At 46.2% G+C, this 17,806-nt stretch carries 15 protein-coding genes; 12 read left to right on the top strand and 3 right to left on the bottom strand.

Annotated features, from left to right (window positions below; genetic code table 11):
* Positions 1-699, bottom strand: a complete 699-nt coding sequence (locus tag R2S67_RS05610; protein ID WP_005396188.1) for an ABC transporter permease — start codon at positions 697-699, stop codon at positions 1-3.
* A 6-nt stretch (positions 700-705) separates the two neighbouring features.
* A complete protein-coding gene (locus tag R2S67_RS05605) occupies positions 706-1,524 on the bottom strand; it encodes a substrate-binding domain-containing protein (protein ID WP_054867071.1) in 819 nt (272 codons plus the stop codon).
* 333 nt (positions 1,525-1,857) lie between these two features.
* On the opposite strand from R2S67_RS05605, the gene R2S67_RS05600 reads away from it, so the two are divergent.
* From R2S67_RS05600 to R2S67_RS05590, 3 genes are all read left to right on the top strand, one after another.
* The gene (locus tag R2S67_RS05600; protein WP_005396186.1) at positions 1,858-3,309 is read left to right on the top strand and encodes a sigma-54-dependent transcriptional regulator; all 1,452 of its coding nucleotides are present in this window, start codon (positions 1,858-1,860) and stop codon (positions 3,307-3,309) included.
* Positions 3,299-5,338 (top strand): cache domain-containing protein, encoded by a 2,040-nt coding sequence (locus tag R2S67_RS05595; RefSeq protein WP_317342760.1) that lies wholly within the window; start codon positions 3,299-3,301, stop codon positions 5,336-5,338. Before R2S67_RS05600 ends, R2S67_RS05595 begins: the two co-directional genes overlap by 11 nt.
* A 217-nt stretch (positions 5,339-5,555) precedes the next feature.
* Positions 5,556-7,148 (top strand): ABC-F family ATPase, encoded by a 1,593-nt coding sequence (locus R2S67_RS05590; RefSeq protein ID WP_012841837.1) that lies wholly within the window; start codon positions 5,556-5,558, stop codon positions 7,146-7,148.
* A 361-nt stretch (positions 7,149-7,509) separates the two neighbouring features.
* Here R2S67_RS05590 and R2S67_RS05585 read toward each other — a convergent pair whose 3' ends face one another.
* Positions 7,510-8,343: a formate dehydrogenase accessory sulfurtransferase FdhD gene (locus R2S67_RS05585; protein WP_005396179.1), complete on the bottom strand. Its 834-nt coding sequence runs from the start codon at positions 8,341-8,343 to the stop codon at positions 7,510-7,512.
* A 325-nt stretch (positions 8,344-8,668) separates the two neighbouring features.
* On the opposite strand from R2S67_RS05585, the gene R2S67_RS05580 reads away from it, so the two are divergent.
* From R2S67_RS05580 to R2S67_RS05540, 9 genes are all read left to right on the top strand, one after another.
* Positions 8,669-9,133: a DUF3305 domain-containing protein gene (locus R2S67_RS05580; RefSeq protein ID WP_005396177.1), complete on the top strand. Its 465-nt coding sequence runs from the start codon at positions 8,669-8,671 to the stop codon at positions 9,131-9,133.
* Positions 9,123-9,752, top strand: a complete 630-nt coding sequence (locus R2S67_RS05575; RefSeq protein ID WP_317342750.1) for a DUF3306 domain-containing protein — start codon at positions 9,123-9,125, stop codon at positions 9,750-9,752. Before R2S67_RS05580 ends, R2S67_RS05575 begins: the two co-directional genes overlap by 11 nt.
* 308 nt (positions 9,753-10,060) lie before the next feature.
* Positions 10,061-11,722, top strand: coding sequence for a 4Fe-4S dicluster domain-containing protein (locus R2S67_RS05570; protein ID WP_218743269.1), 1,662 nt, complete (start codon positions 10,061-10,063; stop codon positions 11,720-11,722).
* Between the two features lie 9 nt (positions 11,723-11,731).
* The gene (locus tag R2S67_RS05565; protein WP_005495048.1) at positions 11,732-12,358 is read left to right on the top strand and encodes a molecular chaperone; all 627 of its coding nucleotides are present in this window, start codon (positions 11,732-11,734) and stop codon (positions 12,356-12,358) included.
* 73 nt (positions 12,359-12,431) lie between these two features.
* Positions 12,432-12,632: a twin-arginine translocation signal domain-containing protein gene (locus R2S67_RS05560; RefSeq protein WP_005396171.1), complete on the top strand. Its 201-nt coding sequence runs from the start codon at positions 12,432-12,434 to the stop codon at positions 12,630-12,632.
* A 10-nt stretch (positions 12,633-12,642) separates the two neighbouring features.
* Positions 12,643-15,498 (top strand): formate dehydrogenase subunit alpha, encoded by a 2,856-nt coding sequence (locus R2S67_RS05555; RefSeq protein ID WP_317342748.1) that lies wholly within the window; start codon positions 12,643-12,645, stop codon positions 15,496-15,498.
* Positions 15,499-15,509: 11 nt separating this feature from the next.
* A complete protein-coding gene (gene fdh3B, locus R2S67_RS05550) occupies positions 15,510-16,118 on the top strand; it encodes a formate dehydrogenase FDH3 subunit beta (protein WP_005377536.1) in 609 nt (202 codons plus the stop codon).
* Between the two features lie 14 nt (positions 16,119-16,132).
* Positions 16,133-17,185, top strand: a complete 1,053-nt coding sequence (locus R2S67_RS05545) for a formate dehydrogenase subunit gamma (RefSeq protein WP_317342746.1) — start codon at positions 16,133-16,135, stop codon at positions 17,183-17,185.
* Entirely contained in the window at positions 17,169-17,585 is a 417-nt protein-coding gene (locus tag R2S67_RS05540) for a hypothetical protein (RefSeq protein WP_053807413.1), read from the top strand. The genes R2S67_RS05545 and R2S67_RS05540 overlap by 17 nt, the downstream gene beginning before the upstream one ends.
* Positions 17,586-17,806: the final 221 nt, after the last annotated feature.

The raw sequence follows: 17,806 nt of genomic DNA, 5'->3' as shown, positions 1-17,806 counted from the left end.
CTATGTTCTGAGGTAGCCTTTGCCTCTCATGCTTGATAAGAAGAAGTTTAGTGCCAACGCTAAAGATAGTAATACAATTCCTAATGCAACTCCTTGCGCAAAAGCACCTTTGCTGCTTTCCATTGCGATAGCAGTGGGAATATTTCGCGTCACGCCCATAATGTTTCCGCCTACCATCATTGAGCAGCCCACCTCGGTTACGATACGAGAGAACCCTGCAATGATAGCTGCAAGTAGAGGAAAGCGGGTTTCCCAAATCATCGTAGCGGCCACGCGCGGAATGGAGACGCCTAGGGTGATGGCGGTTTCCACTGCACGACGGTCGCTAGATTGCAATGCACCATGCATCATCGATACCAAAACAGGGAAACAGATCACCATTTGGCCGAAGATCATCGCCTTCTGAGTGAACAGCATTTGCCAGTCTCCCCAAGGGCCAGCGCGTGATAGCAACATGTACAGCAACAGGCCAATCACGACGGTAGGGACCGCTTGCAGCGTATTCACGATCGACAGCAAAAACCATTTACCGCGAAAGTCGGTATACGCCAGTACAAATGACATCAAAATAGCCGGCAATACCACTAAGGATATTGCCGTGATAGAAACACTAAAGGAGACCGCAACGATCTCCCATAAGTCTGCATCAAAATTCACCAGTAAGCGAAGCGCTTCCAGTGTTGTATCAGCAAGATTCATATTGCGTTATTTGCTCTCAGCATTCGCAACAAACAGTTGTTTACCGTTTAGGCGGAAACCATTGATAAGTTCCTGTCCGCGAGGGTTCACCAACCAATCACTGAATGCTTTCGCGCCTTGGTAGTTGATTGTTGGGTAACGCTCAGGATTAACAAGAATAACTTGGTACGGGTTAAACAGTTTTTCATCGCCTTGGAACAGAATTTCTAGATCCAATTTGTTTTGATAAGCCAACCATGTGCCGCGGTCTGTCATGGTGTAGCCTTGCATTTCAGACGCCATGTTCAGAGTTGGGCCCATACCTTGACCTACGCTGCGGTAACCGCCAAAGTTTGGTTCGATTTTAGTTTGAGCCCAGAAGCCCATTTCTTTTTTGTGCGTACCAGAATCATCGCCGCGAGAGATGAACGTTGCGTTTTTGTTTGCGATCTCTTTGAATACATCTAACACGCCTTCGTCATTTTTGATTTTTGCTGGGTCAGCTTTCGGGCCAACAATTACAAAGTCGTTATACATCAGTTTACGAGGTAGAACGCCGTAGCCTTTCTCAACGAATGCGCCTTCGGCTTTTGGTGCGTGTGTCATCACCAAATCTACGTCACCGTTTTCGCCCATTTTTAAGGCCTTGCCAGTACCCGCAGCGATAACATCGACTTTGTAGCCCGTGTCTTTCTCAAATTGTGGAAGCAGGTAATCAAGTAACCCTGAATGGTAAGTACTGGTAGTGGTTGCTAGGCGAACGTGCTCGCCATCTTGAGCGGAAAACGCAGAGTAACTTACAAGCGTGATTGACGTCGCAGCCAGAGTTAGCGCAATTTTTTTCATTTTTATGTGTTCCTTTCCAATGATTCTTTGGCTTTTCTCCCGATGCATTGGGAGAGGCCTCTTGGGCGAGAGCGATTAGTTCAAAGTGCAAGTTGTCTTAGGGTGTTGGAATAACAAACACCAACATCCTGAGATCACTTGAATACGCCCTGTAGCTACCTTATAGCAAACAAGATGCCAACCTTTTACAAGCGAAAAGTGCTCGATTTATGCACTAAATCATGGGGTTATTTGCACAAAAGTTTGCGTTGGTACAAAATGTCGCACTTTTTGTAGGGTATCTCTGTTTAAACTTGGTACACTCTGTCCCATCCGAAGCCATCTGGGGTAAATATGTCTACTCAATCCCATATTAGTACAAACCAACAATATAATGCCTTTTCCGTACTGGTCGTTGATGATGAATTGGGCATGCAAGCCATTTTGAAAAAGGCATTGGGGAAGCTTTTCTCACATGTCGACACTGCTGGCAGCATCGAAGAAGCAGAGCAACTGCGTAATTCTCGACATTATGATCTGATTTTACTGGATATTAATCTGCCGGGGCGCTCTGGGATTGAGTGGGAAGAAGCGTTTGAAGATGACGACAAACGTGCCGATGTGATCTTCATGACGGGCTATGCGGATTTAGAGATTGCTATTCGCGCACTTCAACTTGGTGCTTCTGACTTTATCCTCAAGCCCTTCAACCTAGAACAAATGCTAAAAGCGGTCAGTCGCTGCATGGATCGTCGCTTGAACGAGCGCATGCAGTACGCCATGAAGCGCGATTACCAACGTCACAATACCTCCGAGATCATCGGTGGCTCAGAAAAAACGCGTCAGCTTAAGCAGCTGATTAACCAGTTTGCACCGTCGCGTGCTTCTGTTTTGGTGGAAGGTGAGTCGGGTACGGGTAAAGAGCTGGTTGCGCGAGGTATTCACCAAGCGAGTGGGCGAACGGGCCCATTTGTGCCAATCAACTGTGGCGCCATTGCGCCAGAGCTACTTGAAAGTGAGTTATTTGGTCATACATCGGGGGCGTTTACCGGTGCGAAAAAATCTCGTGAAGGTTTGTTCCGTGTTGCGAACGGTGGCACCTTGTTCCTCGATGAAATCGGGGAAATGCCACTTGCAATGCAAGCGTCGCTGTTACGCGTTTTGGAGCAGCGTACTATCCGTCCTGTTGGTTCAGAAAAAGAAATCAGCATTGATGTCCGTATTGTTGCAGCAACCAACCGAAACCTGCAAGAAGAGGTCAATCAAGGCAACTTCCGCAGTGACCTGTATTACCGTTTAAACGTTCTGAAAATTGAAGTGTGTCCTCTGCGTGAGCGCAAAACCGATTTGTTTGAGCTCGTGCCATTTTTCAGCAATATGCTGACGCGGGAGCTTGGTATGCCTGCGCCCAAATGGGCACATGAAGATATGGAAGCGATGAGCGAATACGATTGGCCAGGCAATATTCGTGAACTGAAAAACTTGATTGAGCGATGCATTTTGCTTGGGAAACCGCCTGCGCATTATTGGCGGGAGCTAAATGGTGGACACTCATTGCCTAATGTGTCGATTACTGTTTCTCATTCTGCTGAACTACCGACATTTAAAGAAGGTAGAGAGTTCACAGGTGAGGGGTACCCGAACAACTGGACATTGAAAGAAGTCGAAAAAGCCCATATAAAACAGGTCGTTAACTTGCACGAAGGCAACAAATCAGCCGCTGCTCGTGACTTAGGCGTTGCGCGTAAGACCTTAGAACGTAAGTATAAAGAATGGGATTCTGAGGATGAGGAATATGCCGACTAACGGCCCACAGCACAAAGGATTGTCGAAATGGACGCACCGTTTTAAAACCATGGTGCGTTATCGCTTATTATTTTTAACCTCCGCACCTATCTTCCTCACTTTGATAGCCCTGATCGGGATTACCATTTATTGGTCCATCCATTATACGTGGCAGAATGCACTGCTGGATGTCTCTGAACGTCTTGGTGTTGCGAATAACAGCGTAACGTTGTTACAGCAAAAGCAATCGAATTACGTACGTGCGTTTGCTGACTCATACGATTTTCGTATTCGCATCAATCAAGGGATACCGCAAGATGAGCTGCAAAAGTGGGTCACTGAGCAGAAGAAACGATATGCTTTAGATTTTCTCTCTTTCCAACGCGTCAACTCGATGGAAAACAAATTCCGCTTTATGGATCTCACTAAGCGAGAATCGTTTTTTGATGTACTCAATAAAGAAGAACTCGAACGCCTCGATCCTGAACTCGCTAAACGAGCGGAAGTGCCTATTCTTGCCGATGGGGGCATGGAAGCACGTGGGCTAGTCAGTCGAACCGTGATTCCTGTGCATAGCCAAACGAATGATTTGATCGGCTTTCTTGATGGTGGTTTGCTTCTCAATAACAGCACTGTATTGGTAGATCAAATTCGCGACTTAATCTATCTCAGCGATAATGATCGCCTTCGTCCGGTTGGCACATTGACCGTATTTCTTGATGATTTGCGTGTGAGCACCAACGTTCCTCTAGACAGCGAGCATAGGTTAGGGCGCGCCATAGGCACTCGCGTGAGCGCAGAAGTGTATAACAAAGTACTTTCAAAAGGTGAGCAGTGGGTTGACCGAGCCTATGTGTATGACGCTTGGTATATTACGGCGTATCAACCGATCAAAGACCAATACGACAACGTCATTGGTATGCTTTATACCGGTTACCTAATGTGGCCATTCGTTAAAGCCTACATGACCAACATTGCAGAAATTAGCTTGATTACGGTTATGTTATTGCTGGTTTCCGGCGTGATGGTATATCGCGGTTCTTATGATCTGTTTCGACCGATCGAACGCATCCATAAAGTGGTGAAGCAGGTCCAACAAGGAAAAGAAAAACGGATTGGTCCGTTGGGCTTAGATGCAGATCATGAACTTGCGCAGTTAGCCAGACAGTTTGATGATATGTTAGACGCGCTAGAAGAGCGCAAAATTGAACTGAAAAACTCCGCAGCGCAACTTGAATGCAAAGTTCAAGAGCGCACAGCAAGCCTTAGAGAAAAAACCCAAGATCTAGAGCTGCATATTCAATTGCTCAACCAAACTCGCGACAAACTCGTTGTTCATGAAAAACTGGCAGCACTGGGAGAACTCACCGCGGGGATTGCTCACGAAATTAATAACCCAACCGCCGTGATCCTTGGCAACGTAGAATTGATCCATTTTGAATTGGGTGACGATGCAAGTCGAGTACAAGAAGAGATTGATGCGATTCACGCGCAAATCGATCGTATTCGCAATATCACGCGCAGTTTATTGCAATACAGTCGCCAAGGTGGTGTTCAAGATGAAATCACTTGGCAACATGTCAATCCTATCATTGATGAAAGCATCACCTTGGTTAAAACGGGCACCAAGAAACGAGACGTCGAGTTTGTGACTGATCTACAAGCGCATACGTCCGTTGAGATAAACCGTCACCACTTGCTACAAATCTTAGTTAATTTGCAAATGAATGCCATTCACGCAATGAACGGCAAAGGCACGTTAACAGTAGTCAGTGAAGACTGGATTGACGAGGGCGAAGTGAAAGGAGCTGCGATTCATGTTATCGACGAGGGTTGCGGTATTAAACCAGAAAACTTGAGTCGAATCTTCTCACCATTTTACACAACGAAGCGAGAAGGTACAGGGTTAGGGCTGTCGGTCTCTCAAAGTATCCTCAGCCAAACGGGTGGTGAGCTAAAAGCCGAGTCGGAATGGGGAAAGGGCAGTAAATTCAGTATTTATTTACCTAAAAAAGCCGAACTGATCCTAGAGGTGACGAATATCGCTTAGTCACTTGTTGTAAGCATTACGGAAGAAAGAGCCAGTTATAATACTGGCTCTTTTTTGTATTCAATGACGCATTTGTGCTCAAGCTTTTTGCTTTGAAGAAGCACTGCGATGGTTTCACTAGCGATGAATTAATAAAAACAACACTTGCAGTATGTAGCATGAACAAGTACCGTTGCCCGGTTTTTCTAAATACACCCCAATTGCTAAGGTAAAGGTTTTGATCTCCACAGCGAATATTACTCAACAATTCGGCGCTAAGCCGCTATTCGAAAACATTTCAGTTAAGTTCGGCGAAGGTAATCGCTACGGCTTAATTGGAGCTAACGGTTGTGGTAAATCAACCTTTATGAAGATCCTCAGCGGCGAGCTTGAGCAAACCAGCGGTAACGTGAGTTACGATCCAAACGAGCGCGTTGCAAAACTAAACCAGGACCAGTTCGCTTACGAAGAATTTACGGTAATCGATACCGTTATCATGGGTCATAAAGAGCTATGGGAAGTGAAGAAAGAGCGTGACCGTATCTACTCACTTGCTGAAATGAGTGAAGAAGACGGCATGAAAGTGGCTGACCTAGAAGTTCAGTTTGCGGAAATGGACGGCTACATGGCAGAAGCAAAAGCGGGCGAGCTTCTTCTTGCGGTGGGTATTCCAATGGAACAACACTTCGGTTTGATGAGCGAAGTGGCGCCGGGCTGGAAACTTCGTGTGCTTCTAGCGCAAGTTCTATTCGCAGACCCAGACGTTATGCTGCTTGACGAACCTACCAACAACTTGGACATGGATACGATCCGTTGGTTGGAAGACACGCTAAACGCGCGTAACTGCACGATGATCATCATCTCGCACGACCGCCACTTCCTAAACTCAGTATGTACGCACATGGCTGACTTGGATTACGGTGAACTGCGCATTTACCCAGGTAACTATGATGAGTACATGACAGCAGCTTCTCAAGCTCGTGAACGTCTATTAAACGACAACGCGAAGAAGAAAGCACAAATTGCTGAGCTACAAACGTTCGTTGCACGTTTCTCAGCAAACGCATCGAAAGCAAAACAAGCGACATCTCGTGCTAAGCAAATCGACAAGATCAAACTGGATGAAGTTAAAGCGTCTAGCCGTCAAAACCCATTCATTCGTTTCGAACAGTCGAAAGAGCTGTTCCGTAACGCTCTGATTGTTGAAAACCTAAGCCAAGGTTTCGAAGAGGACTTGTTCTCAGACTTCAATGCAATTTTTGAAGTGGGTGAGCGCGTTGCGATCATCGGTGAGAACGGTGTGGGTAAAACAACACTTCTAAACACGCTTGCTGGTGTGCTTGAACCGCGTGCAGGTGAGTACAAATGGTCTGAAAACTCAAATATCGGTTACTACGCGCAAGACCACGCGCATGACTTTGCAGAAGACATGAACCTAACGGATTGGATGGGTCAATGGCGTCAAGAAGGTGATGACGAGCAAGTCGTTCGTGGTTTCCTTGGTCGTATGCTGTTTGGTCAAGACGACATTAAGAAGTCAGTAAAAGTACTGTCTGGTGGTGAGCAAGGTCGTATGTTGCTTGGTAAGCTGATGATGCACAAGCCAAACATGCTGCTAATGGACGAACCAACCAACCACATGGACATGGAATCGATTGAATCTTTGAACACCGCGCTTGAGCAATACAAAGGCACGTTGTTCTTCGTATCTCACGACCGTGTATTCGTAGACTCGCTAGCAACGCGTATTATCGAAATCCGCGATGGCAAGATCACGGACTTCAAAGGCACGTACTCTGAGTTCCTAAAATCTCGTGGCGTTGACGCGTAATTACTCGCGAAGTGTTTAAAAAGCAAAAGCCTCGCTATTTAGCGAGGCTTTTTATATTGGTCTTAATCCTTAAACTGACCGGTTATATACGCATATATGCCGACGACACCAAATGTAATGATCATTGAGAGCATGATGCCACTGGGCGTGAGCAAAAAATTCCACAGTTGGTCATTGTCCATAGTTCACATCCTTTGTGAATGAGCTGTAGTTAGCATCAATTAAAGCAAGCGTTGTATTGCTACAACACATGTTGCTATTTCTGACTTATATCGTTTAATTAAGCCTTCATAACGTGATGATTTACTTATCCCAATTGTTATAAGTTTACACGAATCGACGGTTTTGTATTATTTTCTCGTTAACGAGATGCACTTTCGCCTTTCACATCAAACTCAATTTTGTCGGCTCCGGTAAATACTTGGAAGCGTAAACCTTTCGCACGCGCAATGGTCGTAATACCAAATTGTTTCGCAAGATCTAACCCCATTTGAGTAACGCCAGAGCGAGAAAGCAGAACAGGAATGCCCATTTGAGCCACTTTAATCACCATCTCTGAAGTAAGGCGACCAGTTGTGTAGAAAATTTTATCTTCACCTGTTTCTTCTTTGAGCCACATCTCACCTGCAAGCGTATCCACTGCATTGTGGCGGCCGACATCTTCCACAAATGATAATACCTCATTGCCTTTGCAAACCGCACAGCCATGCACCGCACCTGCTTTTTTGTAGGTGTCGTTGTAATGAGTCAACGCTTCCAATGCGGAATAGATTTCTGATTGTTTAAGCGGAACTTGAGGCACTTGGTAATTCTCAAGTTGTTTCATCACGTTGCCATACATGGTGCCTTGACCACAGCCAGATGTGACGGTTTTCTTTTTCAGAGCGCCTTCTAAATGTTCGGTATTTTCTTTAGTAATCACCGCTGCGGAATGCGTTTCCCAGTCAATAATGACGGATTCAATTGCGGCTGGATCGGACAGGAAGCTTTGGTTTTTTAAATAACCCAGTACTAGCGCTTCTGGACGCGAACCTAGCGTCATGAGCGTGACCACTTCTTTCCAGTTCAGCATGACCGTAAGAGGACGCTCGCAAGCGATTTGCTTTGTGAGCTTTTCGCCGTACTCGTCGTACACATCGACTTCAATGGTTTGCAGGGGATTTTCACTGGTTTTAATAATATTTGGTTTCAGCACAGTCGTGTCCTAGTGATTAAGAGCGTTAGGTTGCTACGCATTTAGCTTGCTAAGTGGTTAGCAAAGCAAATCTCGTTCCAAAATAGCGGTTCCCACAAAAATTGCGAGGTTTTATGTCAACAATGCATTAAAACTGCGAGTTCGCAGTAATGACACATCAGTACATTTGAGTTTCGGCTAGTTTGGTACTTATAGCCAGAGGACATGAATAGGCTAAGCTTTATCAGTGTGGCTCGTTTATTGCTTATAAGTCAATAAAATGGTCGAAAGTAAGGTCAAAGTGTCCTGATTGCTTTCAGACCAAAATAGAAAAACTGGGTGAGTTATGTCGGATAAGAAAGATTTCGAGAACAATTACGAGAAGACCGAAGACGCATGGCCAATTGGCGTAGAGCTTGTTGAGCATGAGATCAGTACAGGGATTTGGGTAACAACCCAATGGCAGTTGACGGGATTTGCGCTAAATCCGACGGAAGAGACTCCAGATGTTTGTCTGTTGCAATTGCACAAAGACGAGCGTACAGACTACCGCTTTAACTTAAGCTCTCAGCAACCTAAACTTTTTTTAGTGATGGATAACGTCGAGTCTGGTGAAAAACCAGCGATACAGCTACTAACGGCTTCACAATCTGTCGCGGCGCAATATATGGATGGCGACAACCTTGTACTATCCAACGATATGCCGTTAGCCGTTCAGGCTTGGATGGAAGCCTTCATCGGTCGCCACGGTGAGTTGTTAGAAGTAAGACGTAAGAAACGCAAAGGAGCGGGCAGAGCAAATGGCAACTAGTTTTTTAAGCCGTTGGTCGAAACGTAAATTAGAAGAATCTTCCCAACATGATGAAGAGATCACGCCGATAGCAGAGACGGAGCAATCCGAAGATAGTGTCACAGCGCTTTCAAACGCTGACGAAAGCTCAGACGCTTTGAACGTCAACGAGGTTAGTCAGTCACCAGACATTACCGCGAGTGTAGAGACTGAAAAGCCCGAAGAAATGTCTGTGGCGCAACTGCTGGTTTCTGAAGCTTCAGAAAGTGTTAAGAAAGCCGCGCTGCGCAAAATGTTCTTGTCCGAAGAATTTAACGTGCGTGATGGCCTAGACGATTACGATGATGATTACAGTAACTTAAAGTCACTTTCTAAAGACGTCGCAGAGACGCTGCGTGATTGGGTTAAAGAAAAAGTGGAAGAAGAACCAGACACTGAAACGGCGCAAGGATCTGAACTTAACGCTGACGATATCGCATCTGAGGTGGTTGAAGACTCAGAACTAAACGCCGAAAAAAGTGCCGGAATTACCCAAGATGAAAATGAACTGTATATAAATACAGTATCTGGTGAAAGTGATACTTTTGCTGAGGAATCACCGCCTAACGAGGTGAGACAAAATATACCACACAAAGAATAGGTACATTTTGACTAAACACTCAATGAACCGGCTGGGACAAAATGTCTCAACCGGTTTTTTTATCCCTACTATTTGTCGGTAAAATATCTAAGTGATTGAATTTTAATTGATATTTTATTGGCATGACATTTGCTTTTTGTTGCTCAATACCAATCTGGTTGAAGTTAGCACGGACGCACTGCGTAGTATTCATCGCCTATAGATGGCGGAATAAGAATGCTCATTGATAAGTTAATCAGCAGAATCTCCGGCGCTAACTACACTAAGAGATGGAAAAGACTATCCATGTTCATAAATGGAATTGAGCAATGCTGAAACAATTATTAGAACAAGCAACTTCCAATAACGGTAAAGCGAGGCTGTACGCTTTCGAAAATACCGTAGAGTTGACCAATCTTATTCCACCAACCGTAAGCTATGAAAGCGGCGGTAATACTTTGATTGTGGGCCCAACGGCAATCATCGAAAGTGCGGCAGCGCAATTGTCGCAAATGAACAGCCTAACGCTGCTTTCTACCGATGGCGAAAAGGGCACAAATCCCGAGCTTTATTACGCCAATTCGGTTCAGGTTTCAGGGTTCTTAGGTACGTTTGAAGTTCTGATTGAAAATCATGGTTCGACCAACAATCTTGCCAAGGTCGCGATCAATAGCGATTGTTTCGATATCGTACTCGATCTTTGCCTTAACAGCTGCATGTCGGAAGAAGTCCCAGTACCGGGCTACTACCCAGTAGGTCGTGGCTATCCGAAACTGGCTGAAGCGTTGGAAGAGATTCCAACCTTAATGGGGACGTTCGATAAACCGAAATTCTTCCGTTTAGATACCGATTTATGTGCACACAGCTCTCGTGGCGTAAAAGGTTGCGAACGGTGTGTGGATGCTTGTCCGGCAGGGGCACTATCTAGTGAAGGCAGCGACAAAACGGGCCATCGCATCGAGATCAACCCATACCTATGTCAAGGCGTCGGTACTTGTGCTACAGCGTGTCCGACAGAAGCGATTCATTACACATTGCCAAACCCCGAAGATACGCAAAAGTTTATTGAACGTACGCTAGCCAACTATGAGCAAGCGGGTGGTTTAGATCCTATCGTATTGATTTGTAGTTCTCGCCACGAGAGCTACAACGTGATGGCACTAAAAGCACTGCCAGATAATGTGATTCCCATTGTGGTGGAAGAACTGCCTTCGGTTGGTATAGATACTTGGTTTGCCGCGCTTGTGAACGGTGCCACTCAGGTGCTGTTTGCGGCTTCGCGTTTTATGCCTCAAACCATTATTCGTGTGCTGAATAGCGAAGTAGGTATTGCTCAAGAGCTGCTCGACCAGCTTGGTATCGCCAAAGAAACCATCGACATTCTGTATCTAGAATCACTACGTGAAGGTGCTCCGACACTTTGTACCGAGCCTTTTGATTTGGCATTAGGTGATTTGCAAGGTAACAAACGTCAGCGTCTATTTACGGCGTTGGATGCGTTGTCAGCATCGCGTATTCCAGTTGAGAACATTGTTGAACTGCCAGCGAATGCACCTTACGGCACGGTTTCTTGTGAAAGCAAAGATTGTACGTTGTGCATGAGCTGTGTGGCGGTGTGTCCAACACGTGCATTGCATACGGACGGCCAATCTCCGTCGCTTAAATTCGTCGAGCAAGACTGCATTCAATGTGGGCTGTGCGAGAAAGCGTGTCCAGAGAAAGTGCTGACGCTTACTCCTCGTATGAACTGGGTGAAAGAAGAACGCCAGAAAGCGGTTGTGATTCATGAAGAAAAGGCAGCCGAGTGCATTCGCTGTCACAAGCCTTTTGCTCCGCAATCGATGATCGACATGCTGCAAAACAAGCTTCGTGGTCATTCTCATTTCTCTGATGAAGCCGCCATTAATCGCATCGCCATGTGTGAGGACTGTCGTGTGATCGACATGTTTGAATCGATGGCTGCTGATCCAATGAATCAATTGAAATACTAGGAGCTCGCAGTGGATACACAACAAGAACAAACACTGAGAACAGACATTTATCTCGTTCTATCCGCACTTTTTCGTAGTGCGCCAAGTGATGAAATGCTGGCGTTCCTGAAATCGCTAGAAATTGAACCGTCTGAGAGCGCGATGCAAAAAGCTTGGCTCGCACTGCAACAAGCCGCGAACGAAGCGCAGCGAGAAGCGTTAGAAGAAGAATATCAAGATCTGTTTATTGGCATTGGACGTGGTGAAGTTGTGCCATTCGGATCTTGGCATCGCACTGGCTCGATGATGGAAAAACCGTTAGCGGAAATTCGTCGCGATTTGGATCTTTTAGGCATCGAACGAGAAGAGAACGTGAAAGAGCCTGAAGACCATATTTCTGCACTGTGCGAAGTGATGGCAATGCTGACGGGTGAAGAGGAAGAACTTCAACAAGCGGTGTTTAATAAACACATCGCCCCTTGGTTCCAATCTTTTACGCGCCAACTAGAGAACGCAGAAAGCGTGAACTTCTACAAGCCAGCTGCACAGCTTTGCGATGCGTTTTTAACGTTAGAGCAAGTGCGCTTTAGCGTGAACACCAAAAGCAGTAAGAGCAAATTAAAAATTGATGTGAAAAACGTCACTGATTACGAGTAATCGAGCAGTACTTGGTCATATCGATAGAGAGGCATGAGTCTCCAAAGATCTACCGTAAGGTAAGGAAGCAATGATGAAAGATAATAAAGAAATAAACACAAGCCGTAGGGATCTCCTAAAAGGCTTCACAACCGCTGCCGTTGCTGGTGCTGTTGTTGCGGGAACCACGAAAGTGGCCGTTGCTTCAGAAACGGTTGAGCCTTCTGAAAAAGACGTGAAGAAGAAAGGGTATCGTGAAACTCAACACATTCGCGATTACTACGACACACTTTAGGAGATAACGGATGAAACTTGTCAAACGCTCCGACAGTGTGAGCAAAGAAACAAACCAGCTTGGCGTATCTCGTCGTGCATTCATGAAAAACACTTCGCTTGCCGCTGGTGGCGCAGTGGTTGGTGCTAGTCTATTCGCACCGGGGATGATGAAAAAAGCGCAAGCAAAATCCGTCGATCCAGAAGCGAAAACAGAAGTGAAACGTACTATCTGTTCTCACTGTTCAGTGGGTTGTGGTATTTACGCAGAAGTTCAAAATGGTGTTTGGACGGGTCAAGAGCCTGCATTCGACCACCCATTTAACGCCGGTGGTCACTGTGCAAAAGGCGCAGCACTACGTGAACATGGCCACGGTGAGCGCCGTCTTAAATACCCAATGAAGCTTGAAAACGGTAAGTGGAAAAAGCTTTCTTGGGATCAAGCGATCGAAGAAATCGGTAACAAGGTGATGGACATCCGCAAAGAGTCGGGTCCTGATTCGGTTTACTTCTTGGGAAGCGCAAAGCACAGCAACGAACAAGCGTACTTGTTCCGCAAAATGGCATCACTTTGGGGCACTAACAACGTTGACCACCAAGCGCGTATTTGTCACTCAACAACCGTGGCGGGTGTAGCGAACACTTGGGGTTACGGTGCGATGACCAACTCTTTCAATGACATGCACAACTGTAAGTCGATGCTGTTCATTGGTTCAAACCCAGCTGAAGCACACCCAGTAGCGATGCAGCACATTCTGATCGCGAAAGAGAAGAACAACTGTAAGATCGTCGTAGCGGATCCTCGTCGTACTCGTACGGCGGCGAAATCTGATCACTATGTATCACTTCGTCCTGGTTCTGACGTAGCATTCATTTGGGGTGTGTTGTGGCACATCTTCGAAAACCAATGGGAAGATAAAGAGTTCATCCGTCAACGTGTATTCGGTATGGATGAAATCCGTGCTGAAGTAGCGAAGTGGACGCCAGCAGAAGTTGAGCGTGTAACAGGCGTAAGCGAAGAAGACGTTTACCAAACAGCAAAACTGCTTTCTGAAAATCGCCCAGGCTGTATCGTTTGGTGTATGGGTGGTACTCAGCATACTACCGGTAACAACAACACACGTGCTTACTGTGTGCTTGAGCTAGCACTTGGTAACATTGGTAAATCAGGCGGCGGCGCAAACATCTTCCGTGGTCACGATAACGTACAAGGCGCAACCGACCTTGGCGTACTTTCTGACACGCTACCGGGCTACTACGGCCTTTCTGAAGGTGCTTGGCGTCATTGGTCAAAAGTGTGGGAAATCGATTACGAATGGATTAAAGGTCGTTTCGATGACAACGCTTACGGTGGTCAAAAACCAATGCACAGTGCAGGTATTCCTGTATCTCGTTGGGTGGATGGCGTACTGGAAAACAAAGACAACATTCGTCAACGCGAAAACATCCGTGCAATGTTCTACTGGGGTCACGCAGTGAATTCTCAAACACGTGGTGTTGAGATGAAAAAAGCGATGCAGAAGTTGGACATGATGGTGATTGTGGACCCATACCCAACTGTTGCTGCGGTAATGAACGACCGTACCGACGGCGTTTACTTGCTTCCTGCAACAACACAGTTTGAAACATACGGCAGTGTTACCGCTTCTAACCGCTCTCTACAATGGCGTGATCAGGTGATTGAACCTTTGTTCGAATCAAAACCTGACCATGAAATCATGTACCTGCTTTCGAAGAAACTGGGCTATTCAGATCTTCTGTTCAAAAATATCCGTGTTGAAAACAACCAGCCGGTGATTGAAGACCTAACGCGTGAATTCAACAAAGGCATGTGGACGATTGGTTACACAGGCCAAAGCCCAGAGCGTTTGAAAGCGCACCAACAAAACTGGCATACGTTCCACAAAACCACATTGGAAGCGGAAGGTGGCCCTGTAAACGGTGAAACCTACGGTCTGCCTTGGCCATGTTGGGGTACACCGGAAATGAAACACCCAGGCACGCACATTCTGTACGATACGTCTAAGACGGTTGCAGAAGGTGGCGGTAACTTCCGTACGCGCTTTGGTGTGGAATTTGAAGGCAAGAACCTACTTGCTGAAGACAGCTATTCTAAGGGCTGTGAAATCAAAGACGGTTACCCAGAGTTCACTGACAAGTTGTTGAAACAACTTGGTTGGTGGGACGATCTAACTGCTGAAGAGAAAGCGGCAGCAGAGGGTAAAAACTGGAAGACTGACCTTTCTGGCGGTATTCAGCGTGTCGCGATCAAGCACGGTTGTATTCCATTTGGTAATGCGAAAGCGCGTGCGATTGTTTGGACGTTCCCAGACCGCGTACCACTGCATCGTGAACCACTGTACACACCACGTCGTGACCTTGTAACGGATTACCCAACTTGGGATGACAAAGATGCAATCTTCCGTGTTCCTACGTTGTATAAATCAATTCAAGAGCAAGACAAATCGGGCGAGTACCCAATCGTTCTGACTTCTGGCCGTCTGGTTGAATACGAAGGTGGTGGTGAAGAGACGCGTTCAAACCCATGGCTTGCCGAGCTTCAACAAGAAATGTTTGTCGAAGTGAACCCGAAAGACGCGAACGATCTTGGCTTTAGAGATGGTGATGATGTTTGGGTTGAAGGTGCAGAGAAGGGACGCATCAAAGTGAAAGCGATGGTTACACGTCGTGTGAAACCTGGCTTGGCGTTCATTCCGTTCCACTTTGGCGGTAAGTTCGAAGGTGAAGACCTACGTCCTAAATACCCAGAAGGCACTCAACCTTATGTTGTTGGCGAAGCCGCCAACACGGCAACCACTTACGGTTACGACCCTGTTACTTTGATGCAGGAAACCAAAGTAACCCTATGTAACATTCGTAAAGCGTAAGGAGTCTGACAATGGCACGAATGAAATTCCTATGTGACACCAAACGCTGTATCGAGTGTAACGGCTGTGTTACTGCATGTAAGAACGAAAACGACGATGCGCTTGAATGGGGCATTCAACGTCGCCGCGTGGTAACACTGAACGACGGTGAAGCTGGTGAAAACTCCATCTCTGTTGCTTGTATGCACTGTACCGATGCGCCTTGTATGGCAGTTTGTCCAGCAGACTGTTTTGAACATACCGAAGACGGGATCGTTCTTCACAATAAAGATCTGTGTATCGGTTGTGGTTACTGTTTGTTTGCTTGTCCGTTTGGCGCACCTCAGTTCCCTAAACAAGAAGCGTTTGGTGAACGTGGTAAAATGGATAAATGTACTTTCTGTGCGGGCGGCCCAGAAACAGAGCCTGGCTCTGAGGAAGAGCGCCAAAAATACGGTGCGAACCGTATCGCAGAAGGCAAGTTACCAATGTGTGCATCGCTTTGTTCAACCAAAGCGCTGCTTGCGGGTGACGCAGAGAAAGTCTCTGACATTTTCCGTCAACGTGTGGTAGAACGCGGCGCGAAAAACGCAGGTTGGACAGACGGAAACGATCTTTCTTACGATGCGACGAAAAGCTAAGTAAGGAGAGGCACATGTTAAACACGCTTAAACGTGCGTCTCTAGCAATGCTGTCAATGATGACGGCATTGCTGCTGACTTTCGCAATGCCTGCTTCAGCAGAGGAACAATCTTCTAAAGTTATTCAACAGGAGATCACGCAACTCGCCGGGGCAGACTATTGGCGCGAGGTCAGAGAGGGGCAAGAGGGTTATACCACGTCTCAATCGCCAGAACATGGCGTATTAATCAGTAAACCTGGTGAGACTTGGTACATTCTAAAAGAGAAATGGATGTCTCCTGCGGGTGCTGTCGCGATTTTCGGCAGTATTGCAATGGTAATCATGGCTTACGTATTCGTTGGCCCTTTGATGCTAAGCAAGCCGCGTACTGGCAAAAAGATGAAACGTTGGTCTCGTTTAGACCGCGCGCTTCACTGGAGTATGGCGTTTACATTCTTAACGTTGGCATTCAGTGGTTTGATGCTGGTTTACGGTAAGCACTTCTTAAAACCGTATGTTCCTACTGAGTTCTGGGGTTTTATCGTCATGTTGGCGAAGCAGTACCACAATTACATGGGGCCATTGTTCTTCATTTTGCTGATGCTCGTGCTCTTTAAATGGTGGCGCAAGTCGATTCCAAACATGACTGATGTTCGTTGGTTCATGAAAATGGGCGGTATGGTTGGTAAACACAAAGGCACACATCCGTCAGCTGGTTTCTCAAACGGTGGCGAGAAGGCAATCTATTGGTTATTGATCTTCTTTGGTGCTATCGCGGCAGTGAGTGGCTTAGTTCTAGATTTTCCTATCTTTGGCCAAACTCGCCGTGACATGGAGCTTTCTAACTTAGTTCACGCGATTTCGGCACTGATTCTAATCTGTGGCTTTATCTTCCACATCTATATTGGTCTATTCGGTATGGAAGGTGCGTTAGAAGGCATGGTGACTGGTGAAGTTGACGAGACATGGGCGAAAGAACACCACGATCTTTGGTATGAGGAAGTGAAGTCCAAAGAAGCAATGGGCGAATCAAATACGGCACAAACGGAAGCAAAAGGAGCGAAAGCGAATGAACAAACCTCATAACGGGATTTGGGTTGCGTACATCCTGAGCTGTCTGACCCCGTTTACGTTTCTGATCTCAGGCGTTATCGCAATTATCTATGCGGGTTACCGATTAGATAAGGGAGAAGACAGCGACGTAGTGATTTCTCATTACTACGGTTTAATTCGCACCTTCTTCCTCTACCTGACGTTTTTTGTTGTGTTGATCGTCACCGTCGCGACTTCTAACGGTGTACTCGTTGGCGTGAGTGATTATTGGTTGCATAGTACTTTGCTTGAAACCATCGCTTACTTTATTCCTTGGGTAGGGATGGTGTTTGCTGCATTAGCCATCTTGGTGTGGTTTATGCGAATGTTTCAAGGGATGCAGCAACTGAGCAATAACCAACCACACAGACCATCGACAGGTCCAAACCTTTAATCAGTATTCTTTAAGCAAAACCGCCGTAATAGGCGGTTTTTTTGTTGCTGTCATGTCTCAAATATGAAGCACTGAGTCCCACAAGTGATACTTGATGCAACTTATTGAGTGAATTTACGTAACTGGGCAGAAAATCATAGTTAAGTAAGAAACATGTAAAAAAATCGCGTCGCGATGAGACATTAGTCTCACTCACGCTATTGTTCATTTACTCAGGATTC

The sequence above is a fragment of the Vibrio sp. T13N genome (genome assembly GCF_032970445.1).
GTDB lineage: Bacteria > Pseudomonadota > Gammaproteobacteria > Enterobacterales > Vibrionaceae > Vibrio > Vibrio diabolicus.
The sequence above is the reverse complement of the archived record's forward strand: the minus strand, read 5'-3'. Positions and strand labels throughout refer to the sequence as shown.

Bases quoted from the DNA above. Each gene is read 5' to 3' on its own strand.
- R2S67_RS05610 (WP_005396188.1), bottom strand. From the start codon at position 699: ATGAATCTTGCTGATACAACACTGGAAGCGCTTCGCTTACTGGTGAAT.
- R2S67_RS05605 (WP_054867071.1), bottom strand. From the start codon at position 1,524: ATGAAAAAAATTGCGCTAACTCTGGCTGCGACGTCAATCACGCTTGTA.
- R2S67_RS05600 (WP_005396186.1), top strand. From the start codon at position 1,858: ATGTCTACTCAATCCCATATTAGTACAAACCAACAATATAATGCCTTT.
- R2S67_RS05595 (WP_317342760.1), top strand. From the start codon at position 3,299: ATGCCGACTAACGGCCCACAGCACAAAGGATTGTCGAAATGGACGCAC.
- R2S67_RS05580 (WP_005396177.1), top strand. From the start codon at position 8,669: ATGTCGGATAAGAAAGATTTCGAGAACAATTACGAGAAGACCGAAGAC.
- R2S67_RS05575 (WP_317342750.1), top strand. From the start codon at position 9,123: ATGGCAACTAGTTTTTTAAGCCGTTGGTCGAAACGTAAATTAGAAGAA.
- R2S67_RS05570 (WP_218743269.1), top strand. From the start codon at position 10,061: ATGCTGAAACAATTATTAGAACAAGCAACTTCCAATAACGGTAAAGCG.
- R2S67_RS05560 (WP_005396171.1), top strand. From the start codon at position 12,432: ATGAAAGATAATAAAGAAATAAACACAAGCCGTAGGGATCTCCTAAAA.
- R2S67_RS05555 (WP_317342748.1), top strand. From the start codon at position 12,643: ATGAAACTTGTCAAACGCTCCGACAGTGTGAGCAAAGAAACAAACCAG.
- fdh3B (WP_005377536.1), top strand. From the start codon at position 15,510: ATGGCACGAATGAAATTCCTATGTGACACCAAACGCTGTATCGAGTGT.
- R2S67_RS05545 (WP_317342746.1), top strand. From the start codon at position 16,133: ATGTTAAACACGCTTAAACGTGCGTCTCTAGCAATGCTGTCAATGATG.
- R2S67_RS05540 (WP_053807413.1), top strand. From the start codon at position 17,169: ATGAACAAACCTCATAACGGGATTTGGGTTGCGTACATCCTGAGCTGT.